The sequence below is a fragment of the Kribbella sp. NPDC026611 genome (genome assembly GCF_040638345.1).
Classification (GTDB): Bacteria; Actinomycetota; Actinomycetes; order Propionibacteriales; family Kribbellaceae; genus Kribbella.
Map to the genome: position 1 here is coordinate 207,405 of NZ_JBEZYC010000011.1, position 14,098 is coordinate 221,502.

14 protein-coding genes are annotated in these 14,098 nt (G+C 68.6%); 9 read left to right on the forward strand and 5 right to left on the reverse strand.

Annotated features, from left to right (window positions below):
• The first annotated feature begins 87 nt into the window (after positions 1-87).
• The 9 genes from AB0E69_RS35700 (at position 88) to AB0E69_RS35740 (ending at position 6,206) form a co-directional block, all read left to right on the forward strand.
• Positions 88-1,092: a hypothetical protein gene (locus tag AB0E69_RS35700; protein WP_360156786.1), complete on the forward strand. Its 1,005-nt coding sequence runs from the start codon at positions 88-90 to the stop codon at positions 1,090-1,092.
• Between the two features lie 52 nt (positions 1,093-1,144).
• A complete protein-coding gene (locus AB0E69_RS35705) occupies positions 1,145-1,792 on the forward strand; it encodes a class F sortase (protein WP_360156789.1) in 648 nt (215 codons plus the stop codon).
• Between the two features lie 11 nt (positions 1,793-1,803).
• Complete coding sequence (locus AB0E69_RS35710) at positions 1,804-2,265, forward strand: hypothetical protein (protein ID WP_360156792.1); 462 nt, start codon at positions 1,804-1,806, stop codon at positions 2,263-2,265.
• Positions 2,266-2,316: 51 nt separating this feature from the next.
• Complete coding sequence (locus AB0E69_RS35715) at positions 2,317-2,751, forward strand: SRPBCC domain-containing protein (RefSeq protein WP_360156795.1); 435 nt, start codon at positions 2,317-2,319, stop codon at positions 2,749-2,751.
• Positions 2,748-3,182: a metalloregulator ArsR/SmtB family transcription factor gene (locus AB0E69_RS35720; RefSeq protein ID WP_360156798.1), complete on the forward strand. Its 435-nt coding sequence runs from the start codon at positions 2,748-2,750 to the stop codon at positions 3,180-3,182. The genes AB0E69_RS35715 and AB0E69_RS35720 overlap by 4 nt, the downstream gene beginning before the upstream one ends.
• Positions 3,183-3,261: 79 nt before the next feature.
• Positions 3,262-3,702 (forward strand): nitroreductase family deazaflavin-dependent oxidoreductase, encoded by a 441-nt coding sequence (locus tag AB0E69_RS35725; RefSeq protein ID WP_360156801.1) that lies wholly within the window; start codon positions 3,262-3,264, stop codon positions 3,700-3,702.
• Between the two features lie 169 nt (positions 3,703-3,871).
• Entirely contained in the window at positions 3,872-4,606 is a 735-nt protein-coding gene (locus AB0E69_RS35730; RefSeq protein ID WP_360156804.1) for a CDP-alcohol phosphatidyltransferase family protein, read from the forward strand.
• Entirely contained in the window at positions 4,607-5,443 is an 837-nt protein-coding gene (locus AB0E69_RS35735) for a hypothetical protein (protein WP_360156807.1), read from the forward strand. It begins immediately after the preceding gene.
• A 22-nt stretch (positions 5,444-5,465) separates the two neighbouring features.
• On the forward strand, positions 5,466-6,206 hold the full coding sequence (locus AB0E69_RS35740; RefSeq protein ID WP_360156810.1) for an alpha/beta hydrolase: 741 nt from the start codon (positions 5,466-5,468) through the stop codon (positions 6,204-6,206).
• Between the two features lie 7 nt (positions 6,207-6,213).
• On the opposite strand, the gene AB0E69_RS35745 is transcribed toward AB0E69_RS35740, so the two are convergent.
• From AB0E69_RS35745 to AB0E69_RS35765, 5 genes are all read right to left on the reverse strand, one after another.
• Complete coding sequence (locus AB0E69_RS35745; RefSeq protein WP_360156813.1) at positions 6,214-7,365, reverse strand: AAA family ATPase; 1,152 nt, start codon at positions 7,363-7,365, stop codon at positions 6,214-6,216.
• A gap of 9 nt (positions 7,366-7,374) precedes the next feature.
• Positions 7,375-8,793 (reverse strand): alpha/beta hydrolase, encoded by a 1,419-nt coding sequence (locus AB0E69_RS35750; RefSeq protein WP_360156816.1) that lies wholly within the window; start codon positions 8,791-8,793, stop codon positions 7,375-7,377.
• 126 nt (positions 8,794-8,919) lie between these two features.
• Positions 8,920-10,794: an ABC transporter ATP-binding protein gene (locus tag AB0E69_RS35755; RefSeq protein ID WP_360156819.1), complete on the reverse strand. Its 1,875-nt coding sequence runs from the start codon at positions 10,792-10,794 to the stop codon at positions 8,920-8,922.
• Positions 10,791-12,455, reverse strand: a complete 1,665-nt coding sequence (locus AB0E69_RS35760; protein ID WP_360156981.1) for an ABC transporter ATP-binding protein — start codon at positions 12,453-12,455, stop codon at positions 10,791-10,793. The genes AB0E69_RS35755 and AB0E69_RS35760 overlap by 4 nt, the downstream gene beginning before the upstream one ends.
• Before the next feature lie 341 nt (positions 12,456-12,796).
• The gene (locus tag AB0E69_RS35765) at positions 12,797-14,026 is read right to left on the reverse strand and encodes an MFS transporter (RefSeq protein ID WP_360156822.1); all 1,230 of its coding nucleotides are present in this window, start codon (positions 14,024-14,026) and stop codon (positions 12,797-12,799) included.
• Between the last annotated feature and the right edge of the window lie 72 nt (positions 14,027-14,098).

Consider the following 14,098-nt stretch of genomic DNA (forward strand, 5'->3'; position numbering starts at 1 on the left):
AGTCAATCGTTACCTGATCAGGTTGACTGCTGTAACGGAACCGCAATACTTCTCGTGGACCTACTCCTGCACCGTTCAAGGACGGACATGATCCCCACGGGTGTTCGCTCCCGGGCCGCGAGCCTCGTCGCCGCGGCCGGAGCGCTTTCAGTACTGCTTGGTGCGTCAGCTCTGCTGGTCGCGCCGTCGGCCAGCGCCGACGAGACGACAGTGGCCAACGGCCACAAAGGCAATCCGCCGGGCAACAACGGCACGGTCAAGATCGAGGGCGCCGACATCCAGAGCGGCCCACCGGACAACAACCCGCACCAGGGCTGCACGTTCGTCGTCGAGTTCTACAACTACGACAAGAACGACAGCTACTACGCAACGGTGACGTTCGAGGACCAGGCGCCGACCAAGGACGGCGGCCTGCAGGTCGTCTCCGGCAACCTGCACCCCTTCATCGGCGGTGACGCGGCCGGTGGCGGCAACGACCTGGACGCCAAGGAGGCGTACACGCTGAAGTTCACCGGTCAGCCCCAGCCACAGCAGGGCTACCACGTGAAGCTCACCGTGAACGCGCCCGGCTCGATCGGCGCCGACAAGAAGCACAAGGTCTTCTGGGTCGAGGGCTGCGACGCCCCGCCGACCTCTCCGCCGACTACGGAGCCGACCTCCCCGCCGACGACGGAGCCGACGAAGACGCCGTGCCCGCCGACGAAGACTCCGCCGACCAAGACGCCGCCGACTCCGACCAAGCCGCCAACGAGCCCCACCAAGTCGCCGTCGACGCCGCCTGCGACCCCGCCGGCCACGCCGCCCGCGACTCCTCCGGCCACGCCGCCGGCGACGTCACCGGGGACCTCGTCCGACACTCCGCCGACGGCAACCACGTCGACGCCGGTGTCCGACGTACCGGGTGAGTCCGAGACGCCGACTCCCGGCGTACCGACCGAGGTGGATGCGGGTGTCGGTGGCCCTGGCGATGCTGTTGCCAGTAGCAACAGCCCGTTCAGCCTGGCGGGTGGACTGCTGCTCGCGATCGGTGGGCTGATGCTCGCTGCCGGTGCGGCTGTCGCTCTCCGGCGACGTGGGAAGCACAGCGTCTGACGTGAGCTCTGCGCGACGTCGCGGCCGCCCTGCTCCACTGCGGTGGAGTGGGGTGGTCGCGCTCGCGGGTACTTGTGTGCTCGCGGCGGGCGCGTACCTGCAGTTCGGTGAGGACCACGCCGGCGCCTCGGCTCCTACCTCACCCTCGCCGCGGTCGTCGTCCGCCGCGGTCACCGCGCGTGGTGAGTCCCGGAAGGTCCCGCAACCTCTTCGGTCAGCTCCGTCGACCACTCGAGGGACGAAGCCCCCGGCCGCCCCGGTCCGTCCTGCGCGACCGACCGGCATCGCCATCCCGCAGCTAGGTGTCGACGCACCGGTTCTGGCCATCAAAGCTGTCAACGCCGCGCTGACCCCGCCCTCCGACCCGACGACCGTCGGCTGGTGGTCCGGAGGCGCGCAGCCGGGCGCGAAGCGCGGCTCGGCCGTCATCACCGGGCACACCGTCCACAGCGGCGGAGGGGCGTTCGACAACCTCGACAAGCTCGTTCCCGGGTCCGTGATCCAGGTGTCTACCGTCCGCGGCGTACTGCGCTACCAGGTGGCGACGGTGACGACGTACCGGAAGGCCACTCTGGCCAAGCGTGCCGCGCAGGTCTTCGACCAGTCCGTTGCCGGGCGGCTCGTCCTCGTCACCTGTGAGGACTGGAACGGCGAGATCTACCTCAGCAACGTTGTCGTGATCGCCCTGCGGATGGCGTAGCCTGCTCGGTCGTGACGACCGATGGGCTGGGCGACTCTCTCGATGTCGGTGCGGACCGGGCCGCGCCGGACGTCTCGTTCGAGGAACTGGTCGCGATGATGCCCGACCCGTTGCGCGAGGTGTTCCCGCCGTACCACTGGCAGCTGGCGAAGCTGCGCGAGCTCGACCTCAAGGTGGAGCCGGTCGAGATCGCCGACCTGGTCTGGATGTTCGACCTGCCGCTGTGGCAGCTCGACGGGGAGCGGTTCAGGGTCACGCCGCACCAGGTCGCGGAGACGCCGATGAACTACCGCGCGCACTACCAGCGGGTGATGGACGCGGACCTCGACTTCCCGGTCAACCTGGTCGCGTACCGCGGCCGGCTGGTGGTGCTGGACGGGATCCACCGGTTGCTCAAGGCGCACTTCCTGCGGCGGCGCTGGATCGAGGCGACGATCGCGACCGCGACGCAGCTGAAGTCCTGCTCTCCCTGATGTGCAAGTCTCGACTTGCACATCGCCGATCGGCCTGTCAGGATTGCGGGCATGGAGAGCGTGGAGCGTGAGGTATTCGTCGAGGCCCGGCCGGAGCTCGTGTGGAGTGCGATCACCCAGCCGGAGGCCTTTCAGCGGTGGTATGCGTTCGGTGGTGCGGAGATCGACCTGCGCGTGGGTGGCAAGCTCACGATGCGCTGGGACGAGCACGGGGAGTACTACGGCTTCGTCGAGAAGGTCGAGCCGGGGCGGCGGTTCGCTTATCGGTACGGCGTTGAGCCGGGAGTGGAGCCGGCCCCGGGGAACTCCAACCTCGTCGAGTTCACCCTGACCCCTGAGGGCGAGGGGACCAGGCTGCGCGTGGTCGAGTCGGGCTTCGAGCGGTTGGAGTCGTCCGCGGAGGAGCAGGCGAAGCTGGCCGACCAGTCCGCGCAGGGATGGGACGGTGGTTTGGCGGCGCTGTCGGAGCTGGCGCCAACGCTGTGACCACCGCTGACCGGCCGGAGCAGGTCGAGCCGGGCGCGGCCGGCGCGGCTGGCGTTCCTGGCGTGACACAGGCCGGGTCTGGGCGGCAGGTGTTCCGGCCTGATGCGGTGTTCGAGGCGTTGGGGGATCCGACGCGGCGGGTGGTGTTCGAGGTATTGGTGAACGGAGGTGGTGGGACGGCGACCTCGATCGCGAGCGAGGTGCCGGTGACGCGCCAGGCTGTGGTGCAGCATCTCGGCGTACTGCGGGAGGCCGGATTGGTGGAGAGCCGACGGCAGGGTCGGGAGGTGCGGTTCGAGCTGCGGTCGTCGGCGCTGAATGCGACGGCAGCGTGGATGGCGGACGTCGCGGCCCAGTGGGACCAGCGTCTGGCCGTCATCACCGAGCTGGCCGAGTCCAGGCAAGCGGCCGAGACGGACGAGGAGTCGTAGGTAGTGGATCGGGTACCGAAGGCTGGACGGCGACACGCGGGACTTCTGTTGATGACGCGTCACCATTAGCATTGGTGACATGACATCGAACACTGACGAATACGCACCGAGCACCGCCGGCTGGGTCCGGGAGCAGGTGGAGAAGGTCACCGAGGCCGGGACCACCGCCGCGGTCGACATCAAGGGCATGAAGGTCGTGCTGATGACCATGCGCGGCGCGAAGTCCGGCAAGCTCCGCAAGGTGCCGGTGATGCGGGTCGAGAAGGACGGCGTGTACGCGGCGTTCGCCTCGCTCGGCGGCGCACCGAAGAACCCGGTCTGGTACTACAACCTGCAGGCCGACCCCAACGTGACGCTGCAGGACGGCGAGGTCAGCAAGCAGTACGTCGCCCGCGAGATCGACGGCGCGGAGTACGACGAGTGGTGGGACCGCGGTGTCGCGGCGTACCCGCCGTACGCGGAGTACCAGACCAAGACCGACCGCAAGATCCCGATCTTCTTGCTCGAGCAGGCCAGGTAAGTCACCCGCCGGTCGCTGCCAGGGAGTCAATTCCTGGTAGAGAACCCAGGCCGGTTCCCGGAACTCGGCCGCCCTCGTGAGACGCTGACCTCGGCCGGATTGTGTTGATCCGGCCCGGCGCCGGTGCGTCGATCGAGTTCTGGGAGTCGTCCTGACCACACACGACGCGGTGCGCGAACCGTTCGTCGGGTCAACGCGGTTGCGTCTGGCCGGACTGGCACTGCATGCCTATACCGCGAGCGGAACGGTGCTCGCGTTGCTGATCGTCATCGCCGCCATCGACGGCGACGCCGTCCGGGCCCTCTGGCTCGGCCTGGCCGCGCTGGTGATCGACGGCACCGACGGGATGCTCGCGCGCCGGCTGCGGGTGAAGGAAACGATCCCGTGGTTCGACGGCGCGATGCTCGACAACATCGTCGACTACCTGACGTACGCCTTCGCTCCGATCGTGCTGCTCTGGACCGGCGGCTACCTGCCGTCCGGTGCGTGGGGAGCGGTCCTCGGCGCGCTGCCGCTCCTTGCCTCCAGCTACCAGTTCTGCCGGGTCGACGCGAAGACCGAGGACCACTTCTTCCTCGGCTTCCCCAGCTACTGGAACGTGGTGGCCTTCTACGTCGTCGTGCTCGGCCTCAGCCCGGTCACCACCGGCATGGTCCTGGTGATCTGCTCGATCCTGGTCTTCATCCCGGTGAAGTACGTGTACCCGTCGCGGACCAAGGCTTTCCGCTCGCTGAACCTGCTGACGACCGCGATCTGGCTGGCGTCGTACGCCGTCCTGCTGGCCCAGATGCCGAACCCGAACCCGTTCGTGGTCGTGGTCTCGCTGGCGTACCTGCTGTACTACGGGGTGCTCAGCCTGTACCTGACGTTCCGGGCGCAGCGGCGCAAGGTCAGGGTCAGCTGAGTGGTCCTCGGTCTCGGCGCGGCGCTCGGCGCCGCGGTGCTCTTCGGTGTCGCCTCGATCCTGCAGGCGGTCGGTTCGCGCAAGGTCCCGACCGAGTCCGAGCTGGATCCGCGGCGGCTCGGCGGGTTCGTCGCCTCGCTGCTCAGACAACCCGCGTTCCTCGGCGCGCTGGCCTTGAACCTGGCGGGCTTCGGGCTGCACTTCGTTGCCCTGCGCCACCTTCCGCTCTATCTCGCGCAGGCCGGTATCGCGGTCAGCCTGGTCGTCACCGCGCTGCTCGCGACGCGGCTGATGGCAGACCAGCTCAGCGGCCTCGAGTGGTCGGCGGTGATCTCGGTCTGCGTGGGCCTCGGCGTGCTCGCGGTGTCTTCCGGCGATGCGGGTGACAGCGTCCAGCACCACGGCCTGATCATCGGCGTCATCGTCGGCCTGGTCACGATCGCGGTCCTCGGCGCCATTGCCAGCCGTTCGCAGCACGGCGTCTCGACCGCGTTGCTCGGGTTGCTCGCGGGATGTGGGTACGCCGGGGTTGCGATCTCGGCGCGGATGCTCCAGGACGGCTCGCTGCAAGAGTTGTTGCGCAGCCCCACGACGTACACGCTGCCGATCAGTGGCGCGCTGGCGTTCATCCTCTACTCGCTCGCGCTGCAACGCGGTTCGGTGACGCTGGCAACGACCCCAATGATCGCGCTGCAGACGATCACGCCTGCCGCTGTCGGTGTCTTCGTGCTCGGTGATGCCGTCCGCGCGGGGTGGTGGCCGGCCGCGGTCGTCGGGTTCCTGCTGTCGGCAGCCGGGTCGGTCATCTTGGTCCGCTTCGAGTCCGTCAAGGCGTAGGCGCCGCGTGGACCGTCCGGCGGTGTCGTTCTTCAGCGGGCGCGACGGGGCGCGTCTTGCGTACCGCGTCGTGGGTGCGGGCCGGCCGTTGGTGTTGCTGCACGGGTTTCAGATGGACGGGACGATGTGGCTGCGCGCGGGCCAGGCGGAGGAGCTTGCGGCCCATGGGTTCGGGGTGATCCTGCCGGACTTCCGCGGACATGGTGCGAGCGCGCGGCCGCATGAGTCGAGCGCTTACCCTCCGGACGTGCTGGTCGATGACGGGCTGGCGCTGATCGAGCAGCTGGGGCTCGAGGACTACGACCTCGCTGGCTCGTCCCTCGGAGGACGAATCGTCGGGCGGCTGCTGGTGCGAGGCGCCACACCCCGACGGGCGATCATCGCTGCCCAGGGCCTCAACCAGTTCACGGGCGCCGGAGAAGGGGTCGGGTCGTTGATGCGGCGCGTGTTGGGTGGTGGGACGTTCGAGGCGGGGTCGGCGGAGGCTGAGGCGGAGCACTGGCTGCGGGTGAGTGGCGCCGATCCGACGGCGTTGCTGCATGTGCTGGACTCGCTCGTCCCGACGTCGACCGAGGACCTCGGTCGTGTCCGGGTGCCGACCTTGGTGGTGATGGGCACGGACGACGAACGACGCGCCTCAGCGGACCAGTTCGTGGCTGCACTACCGCACAGCACCTACGCCACAGTCCCAGGAAATCACTGGATCTCTTCGTCGTCGGCAGAGCTCGTCGCCACGATGATCGCCTTCCTGACCGAGGACTAGCGCGGCCCTAGCGCGTAGGCCACTTCCAGGGTGGTTCGTCGAGCGGGCCCTGACCGGCCATGGTCGTCGCGCCGCGATCCTTGACCAGCTCGATGGTGTGGACCTCATCGGTCAGGGCGCCGAGCGCTGCAAGGAAAGGCCGGGAGTGGGTGACCACGATGACCTGCGCCTCCTTCGCCGCGGTGATGACGAGATTCGCCAGCGCCGGCAGGAGATCGGGATGCAGGCTGGTCTCGGGCTCGTTCAGGACGAGGAGCTCGGGCGGACGTGGAGTCAGCAAAGCCGCGACCCAGAGCAGATACCGAAGAGTGCCGTCGGACAGCTCACTCCCGGACAACGGACGAAGCAGCCCGTGCTGATGAAACGCCACCTCGAACCGCCCAACGGTGTTGACGATCTCCACGCGGCTACCGGGAAACGCGAGCTCGATCGCCTCGTCAAGCGCACCCCGTGGCCCGATCTCGCGGACGGTCTGCAACGCGGCTGCGACGTCACCGCCGTCCGGACCGAGCACCGTAGTACGCGTGCCGATCTGCACTCGACGGGCGGGCGCGTCCGCGTCGGTCCGGAAATGGTCGTAGAACCGCCAGGACCGCATCCGCTCCCGCACCGTCAGCAGTTCCGGCGCCCGTTCCGGATCGGCGAACTCGCTCAGCATGCTGTCGAACGTCTGCACCTGGTACCCGCCGCGCTGCCACTCGCCGGTCCCGGACCGGATCCGCACCTCGCCGCCGGACCGCTCGACCAGCAGCGCGGCCGGACGAAGGAACGGACCGGCCCACAACGCCTCGCGCTTGATCTCCGGATCCAGATCGAACTGCGAGCCGAGCGGGACCGGTAGACCGAGATCCATGAGATAGCCGTAGTCGTCCCCGGCGAATCCCATCCGCAGCCCGACCGATTTGGTCCGCCTGGTGCCCTGCACGGGCCGGTCCTTGCGCACGTACTCCGGTCCGGCCCACAGCGTCGACTGCAGACCACCCTCGCGAGCCAGCGCGGCGACAGCGCCGTTGCGGGACGCGTCGGCGAGGAGCCGGAGCGCCCGGTACAGGCTGGACTTGCCGGTCCCGTTCGCTCCGGTCACTACATTCAGCCCGCGCAGCGGCAGCACGAGCCGGCGCAGCGACCGGTAGTTCTCCACCGCGAGGGTCGTCAGCACACGGCCAAGCTACAGGCCAGATCCGACAGTCCCCGACCCAGCGCGAGGATCGGTGCCCCGGCTGGACAGCCCCGGGTTCCGATACCCCGAACCACGGGCCATCGGCGGCCGCGTCGACTCGACGGACAACGATCCAGTGGCCGGCGGCCTGCCGCCCGCCCTGGCCGTGCCCTCGAATGCCGCCCGGTACGCCCGCCCCAGCGGGCGCGTGATCGACCGCACCGGAGTCCCCCACGACAGCGGACCGATTCTGGTTTCGTCGGCCAGGGAGGTCGTGGTCGTCGTCACCGGCTCCCCGCGACCTACCCGGCCGATGTTCTTCTGCGTCTCGCTGCCGTACCGCCAGAACGACTCGTGTCCCTTGACCGGCAGATCACCCGGCTCGTCGCCGACGGTCGCGAGGTGGGTGACGTCCTCGAAGTCGACCGGGTCGCGGCCGTGTCCCTCACTGATCGACACGGGATCGTACGGCGCTCGCAGTCCGAAGTTCAGCGTGCCTTCGCGCAGGTTGAGGTCCTCGATCGAGTGGATGTCGTCGCCGAGACCGGGACTGCCGGACCAGATCACCCGGTCCACGTTGGCGCGGTCGTCGCGAATGGCTTCGGCCAGGGTCCGCGTGCCGTAACTGTGGGAGAATGCGGTGGTCCGGGCGTCCGCGCGGATCTGGATGTCCACACCAACCATGCACCGGGCCAGCAGATCGCCCTCGCGGCGCGCCACCTCGGCGGTGACCGTCTCGGTGAACGTGTTCGGGCCGTCGTAGACGTAGAGCAGCGTCGCCGTCTCCTGGCGGGTGGACCGACCGTTGACCCGCTCCTGGGGAGTGGCTCCGCCATTCTGGATCGCGGTGTGGATGTTGTTGGCGATGCTGGTCTGCGTCGGCATGTCGTCGATCGTCACGCCGATGCCGTGCACGATGTACACGACGTTCTCGGCCGTTGACAGATTGCCGTACAGCTCGACGGCCCGGCCGTCGCCCGTCGATCCGACGGAGAGGAACTGCCGGTCGATCTCGACCAGTTGCCGCGAAGGCAGCGCCAGACCGTCGTCGTCCAGTACCGGGTCTCCGGCGTCGTCGATCTCGGGCACGTAGATCACCTCGATGCGCGGCGCGAGCATCCGGTTGAGGGTGTTCAATCGAAGCCGGTCCTGATCGGGTAGGCCGTCCGCGCCGAACCTCGTGCGGAGCACGTCGCGGTCCCGCTCGAGCCGGGCCCGGTTCGTCCGGACCCGCAGCTGCCAGGGGGCGCCGTCCAGTTCACCGACGATGTCCGGGCGTGCCGCGGCCAAGTCGTCGTGGGCCTCGGGGTGCCTGTCGAAGAACGCTTCGACCTCGGCCACGGCGTCGCGAGCAGACAGGCTCCGGGCGCGCCGCTCCAGCTCCTCGAGTTCCTGGACGAGCGGATTCTCCAGCCGAGCCTCGGTCATCGGGCCGCCTTCCGCCGTGCGCTGGGCATGGCCCTGAGTGTGACATCGCGGCGGTTCAGCCGAGCCGGAGCGCAGACCGCCCCGGACCGACGTGGTCCGGGGCGGTCTGCGGGCGCACGACCGGGGTCAGGCCAGGGACTCTTCCCAGGCTTGGTGCAGGCCGGCGTAGTGGCCGTCGGTGGCGACCAGGTCGGTGGGGGCGCCGTCCTCGATGATGCGGCCGTGTTCCAGGACGATCACTCGGTCGGCGGTTTCCACGGTGGACAAGCGGTGGGCGATGACGATCGCCGTCCGGTCGGCGAGGATCGTCTTCAGCGCGCGCTGGATCAGGCGTTCGCTGGGGATGTCCAGGCTGGACGTCGCCTCGTCGAGGATCAGCACGGACGGGTTGGCGAGGAACGCGCGCGCGAACGCGACCAGCTGGCGCTGGCCGGCCGACAGGCGCGATCCGCGCTTCTCCACGGCGGTGTCGTAGCCGTCGGGGAGCGCCGTGATGAACTCGTGCGCACCGATCACCTTGGCCGCCTGGACGACCTCCTCCATCGATGCCCCGGGCTTGCCGAAGCGGATGTTGTCGGCGACCGAGCCGGTGAAGAGGAAGTTCTCCTGCGTCACCATGACCACGCGCTCGCGCAGGTCGTCCTCGGTCAGGTCGCGCAGGTCGACGCCGTCCAGCAGCAGCGACCCACTGGTCGGGTCGTAGAACCGCGCCACCAGCTTGGCGATCGTGGTCTTACCCGCACCGGTCGTCCCGACCAGGGCAAGCGTCTGACCCGCCGGCACGTCCAGCTGCAGACCGGGCAGCACGGGTACGCCGTCGACGTACTCGAACCGCACGTTCCGCAGCTCCAGGTGACCCCGGCCCCGCGCCGGCTTGGCCGGCTCCAGCGGCTCCGGTACGTCGGGCTTCTCGTTCAGCACGCCCGACAGCTTCTCCAGCGCCGCGCTCGCGGACAGGAAGGTGTTGTAGAACTGCGTGATGTCCTGCAGCGGCTCGAAGAACTGGCGCAGGTACAGCAGGAACGCGGTCAGCACACCGACGGTCACGTGCCCGTGGTACGCCTGGTAGCCGCCGTACGCCAGGATCGCGACGATGGTGACGTTGCCGACGCCCTTGATCGCGGGCATGAAGACCGCGTTCAGCCGGAACGACTCGAGGTTCGCCCGCCGGTAGCGGTCGTTGACGGTATGGAAGATCTCCTCGTTCCGCGGCTCCCGGCGGAACGCCTGGACCGCGCGGATCCCGGTCATCGACTCGACGAAGTGGATGATGACCAGGACGACCGCCTCGCGCGTCTGCCGGTACACGATCGCGGACCGCTTCCGGAACCAGGCCGTCAGGATCAGCAGCACCGGGAACGACAGCAGCGCGATCAGCCCGAGCTTCACGTCCAGCGTGAGCAGGAGGATCGCCGTACCGACCAGCGTCAGTACTGCGGTCACCAGCCCGTCGAAGCCGTTCGCCAGCATCTCGTCGATGACCTGGACGTCGGACGTCATCCGGGAGATCACCCGGCCGGACGTGAACCGGTCGTGGAACGCCGGGCTCAACCGCTGGAAGTGGTCGAACACGCGGCGCCGCAGCCCGAGCAGGATGGACTGACCGAGCCGGCCGGACCGCATCAGGAAGACCTGCCGGGCCCATGCCTGCAGCAACGCCATCGCCAGGACGACGGCGACGATCGTGATCAGGTCCCGCGCACCCTTGCCGGCGATGATCGGCGGGATGCCGTTGTCGATGCCGAGGTGGACCAGGTACGGGACCGCGAGCCGGGCGCCGTTCTCGACCACGACGATCACGACCAGCAGCCAGATCAGCTTCTGGTACGGCCGGAGCAACTCGCCGAGCAGCTTCCGCGAGTCCGCCTTGAGCCGGATCGTGGTCGCCCGCGAGATCTCCCGGTCGGGGTCCTCCTCGAACTGGCCACGCCAGTTCTGCTCGTCCCGCTGGTCGTCCTTCGGCTCCTCGTTGGGAGGAGGTGTCTGCTGGGTCGTCGTCATGCGTGCACCTCCTCTTCCTCCGCCGCGAGCAGGTGCCGGTACGCCGGTACCGTCGCGAGCAACTCTTGATGGGTACCGACGTGGGTGACCGTGCCGCCCTGCAGCAGCGCCACCTTGTCGGCCAGCATCACCGTGGACGCACGGTGCGCCACCACGATGCCCGTGGTGTCGGACAGCACGTTGCGCAGTGCCTCCTCGACCAGAGCCTCGGTGTGGACGTCGAGCGCCGACAGCGTGTCGTCGAGGACCAGGACGGCCGGTTTCGCCAGCACCGCTCGGGCCAGTGCGAGCCGCTGACGCTGACCACCGGACAGCGACATGCCCTGCTCACCGACGCGGGTCTCCAACCCCCACGGCAGCTCGTTGGCGAACTCCGCCTGTGCCACCTGCAAGGCTTGCTGGATCTCTGCCTCGGAAGCGTCGGGCCGGCCGAGGGTGAGGTTCTCCCGGACGCTCATCGAGAACAGGGTCGGGTCGTCGAACGCCGACGCGACCGCGCTCCGCAGTGAGGTGAGGGTCAGCTCACGGATGTCGTGACCGTCGATGGTGATCCGGCCTGCCGTCACGTCGTACAGCCGGGGGACCAGAGCGGTCAGGGTGGTCTTGCCGGAGCCGGTCGCGCCGACCAGCGCCAGCGTCGTACCGGGGGTGAGGTCCAGGTTGATGTCGTGCAGGACGTCCGCCGAGTCCGGCGAGAACCGGAACCCGACCTGCTCGAACCGCAGGTGACCGCGCGCGTTGGTGAGCTCGACCGGACCGGACTTGATCACCGAGTAGGTGTCGAGGATCTCGCTGATCCGGTCCGCCGCGGTCATCGCCTCCTGAGCCATCGCCAGGATCGCGCCGAGCGAGGTGACCGGCCAGATCAGCGACAGCATCAGCGTGATGAACGCGACCAGCGTGCCGAGCGTGATCGCCTCGCGGCCGACCGCGAGCGCGCCGAGCAGCAGCACGATCACCAGGGTCAGGTTCGGGATGACGCCGAGGAAGCTCCAGAACCGCGATGCCAGCCGGACCTTCGCGACCTCGGTCGTGTAGAGCGTGAGCGCCTCGTCGTCGAACTGCCGCTGCACGTGCCGGCGGCGGCCGAACGCCTTGATCACCCGGTAGCCGAGCGCCGACTCCTCGATCCGGGTGGCCAGGTCGCCCTGCTGGTCCTGCACCTCGCGGGAGATCAGCAGGTACTTCTTCTCGAACTTCAGCGACACCAGGATGATCGGGACCGCAGCGAGCAGCACGACGATGCCGAGCGGCCAGTAGAGCTGGAGCAGCAGGATCGTCACGACGGCCAGCTGCAGGATGTTCATCACCAGGAACAGCAGGCCGAAGCCCATGAACCGGCGGATGATCGACAGGTCGGTGGTGACGCGGGAGAGCAGCTGGCCGCTCTGCCACTTGGTGTGGAACTCCATCGGCAGGGACTGGAGCCGGACGTACAGGTCGTGCCGGAGCGAGGCCTCCAGGTCGCTGACCGCGGCGGACTGGGCCCACCGGCGCATCCAGACCAGGATGACCTCGGCGAGGCTGAGGCCGAGGGCCAGCAGGGCCAGGGGGACCAGCATGCTCAGCTCACGACGGGTGACCGGGCCGTCGATGATGGCTCGGGTGACCAGCGGGACGGTGAGCGAGACGCCGGTGCCCAGCATGGCGGTGGAGAACATGATCACCAGGCGCCACTTGTGCGGCTTCAGGTAGGGACGGAGCCGCCACAGGTTGCGGCTGCGTTCCGGGGCACGGGTTGTAGGGGCAGCGATCGACGGAGCTTGGGCAGGGTGCTCTAGGGGCATCTGGACGGGCGCACTTCCCATCTACTTCGATGAAGGGTGTTCACAAGGGTTCGGGCGACGGTTCCGGCGACCAAAAACGGCGCACTTTCCAGTATCGCCCAGTAGGTAAGCGCTTGTCCTGCCAATTCCATTCCCCGGCGATGAATTACCACTGCTCGCAATAGGCCATCCCTGTCCCACGCGGAGAGGCCCTCCGGACCTATAGCGGATCGCAATCAGTCCTCCGCCAGCGATCGTCCGGCCGATGCCGCCGAGGGGATGTCACGGAGCGTGCGCAGCGGTGAGAGCGCGCCCACGACGACTCCCGCGAGCATCCCCGCGGTCGCCAGCAGCAGCGTCGGGCGGATGCCGACCGCAGTGGCCAGTGCGCCGGACGACGCCGCACCGACCGCTTGACCGCCGATCACCAGCGTCCGCCAGGACGCCGTGACCTGACCGAGTAGGTGAGGAGGTGCGAGCGATTGACGCAGGGTGCGCTGGGGGACACCGAAGAGAGACATGCCGAGCCCGGCGACAGCCTGGCCCAGCAGGATCAGCGGTGTCACCCCGGTGAACAAGGCGACTCCGGCCAGGGATGCGAGGAAGACGCCGGACAGGTAGGAGTAGCCGATGCCTACCCGGCGGCACCAGGGGCCGGCGACGAAGGTGCCGAGGACAGCAGCTGCGCCGAAGGACGTCACGGCTAGGCCGACGAAGGCCGGGGAGCGGTGGAGCTCGCGGACGAGGTACAGGACGGTCAGCGGGCCTTGCATGGCGCCGGCGGCCGCGGCGATGGTGGCTGACGTGAGGAGCGGCCGCAGTACCCGCTGGCCGAACAGGACACGCAGACCGGTCGACAGGCGGACCTCCGCTCGCTCTGGTGCGGGAGGACGACCCGGCTCGCGGATCAGGTACGCCGTGAGGGTCGAGACGGCGTACGACGCGGCGTCGATGAGGATCGCGAACGGTGCCGTGAGTACCTGAACCAGGACGCCGGCCGCTGACGGCCCTACCGTCGAGGCGAGGTTCAGGTTGAGCAGGGACGCGCTGTTGGCACGCATGAGGTCGTCGCGCGGGACCAGCGCCGGGAGCATGGTCTGCGAGGCGGTGTCGTTGAGCAGGGTGAGGACGCCGGTCAGTACGGCGACGACGTACAGCTGCTCGATGCTCAGCCGGTCGAGGGCCGCGGCAGCGGGCACCGAGCCGAGCAGGACGAGCCGTCCGAGGTCGGTCCAGATCAGCACGCGGCGTAGCGACCATCGGTCGACCCAGACGCCGGCCAGGAGCCCGAAGACGAGGTGTGGGGCGATCGAGAGGGCGGACAGCAGGCCCATCTGGACGGCGGACGCCTGCAGTGTCACAACTGCAGCCAGTGGCAGTGCAACTGTGGTGACGGCGCTCCCCGACAGCGACACGAGTTGACCGACCCACAACTTGCGGAACTCGCCTCGCACCACCCATGCCATGTCCTGCAAACTGTCACTCACGAGAGCCGTTCGACTACTGTTGTTCGCCCGCAGCAGAGCTTGTTCACTGCC